This window comes from Pseudomonas sp. SIMBA_068 (genome assembly GCF_046534705.1).
GTDB lineage: Bacteria > Pseudomonadota > Gammaproteobacteria > Pseudomonadales > Pseudomonadaceae > Aquipseudomonas > Aquipseudomonas putida.
In genome coordinates, this window is record NZ_JAWRYI010000862.1 from 1 (window position 1) to 260 (window position 260).

Consider the following 260-nt stretch of genomic DNA (forward strand, 5'->3'; position numbering starts at 1 on the left):
GGCATCATGTGCGAAGACCTGGAGAGCGTACTGGCAGCCGCCCAGCGCTATGGCGTCAGCGAAATGCCCCAGGGCCGCAACTGGCTGCGCCTGCCGGATGGTCTGGCGGTGGAGTTCATTCAGGCGTTGCCGGCGAAGTGTGTTGCCCAGGCACTGGCCATCGACCCGCGTGCGCAGGTGCAGGCATGAGCGGGGTGGAAAGATACTGGGATGATGCCCGCGAAGGCGATGAGTGCATCAGCCCCACCTATACCGTAACC

Annotated in this window: 2 pseudogenes; both read left to right on the plus strand. The window is 64.2% G+C overall.

What is annotated here, in order from left to right:
• Positions 1-189: pseudogene (locus tag SB756_RS31800) on the plus strand (VOC family protein); the annotation flags it as partial.
• Positions 186-260 (plus strand): annotated as a pseudogene (locus SB756_RS31805) (acyl dehydratase); the annotation flags it as partial. The pseudogenes SB756_RS31800 and SB756_RS31805, both read left to right, overlap by 4 nt.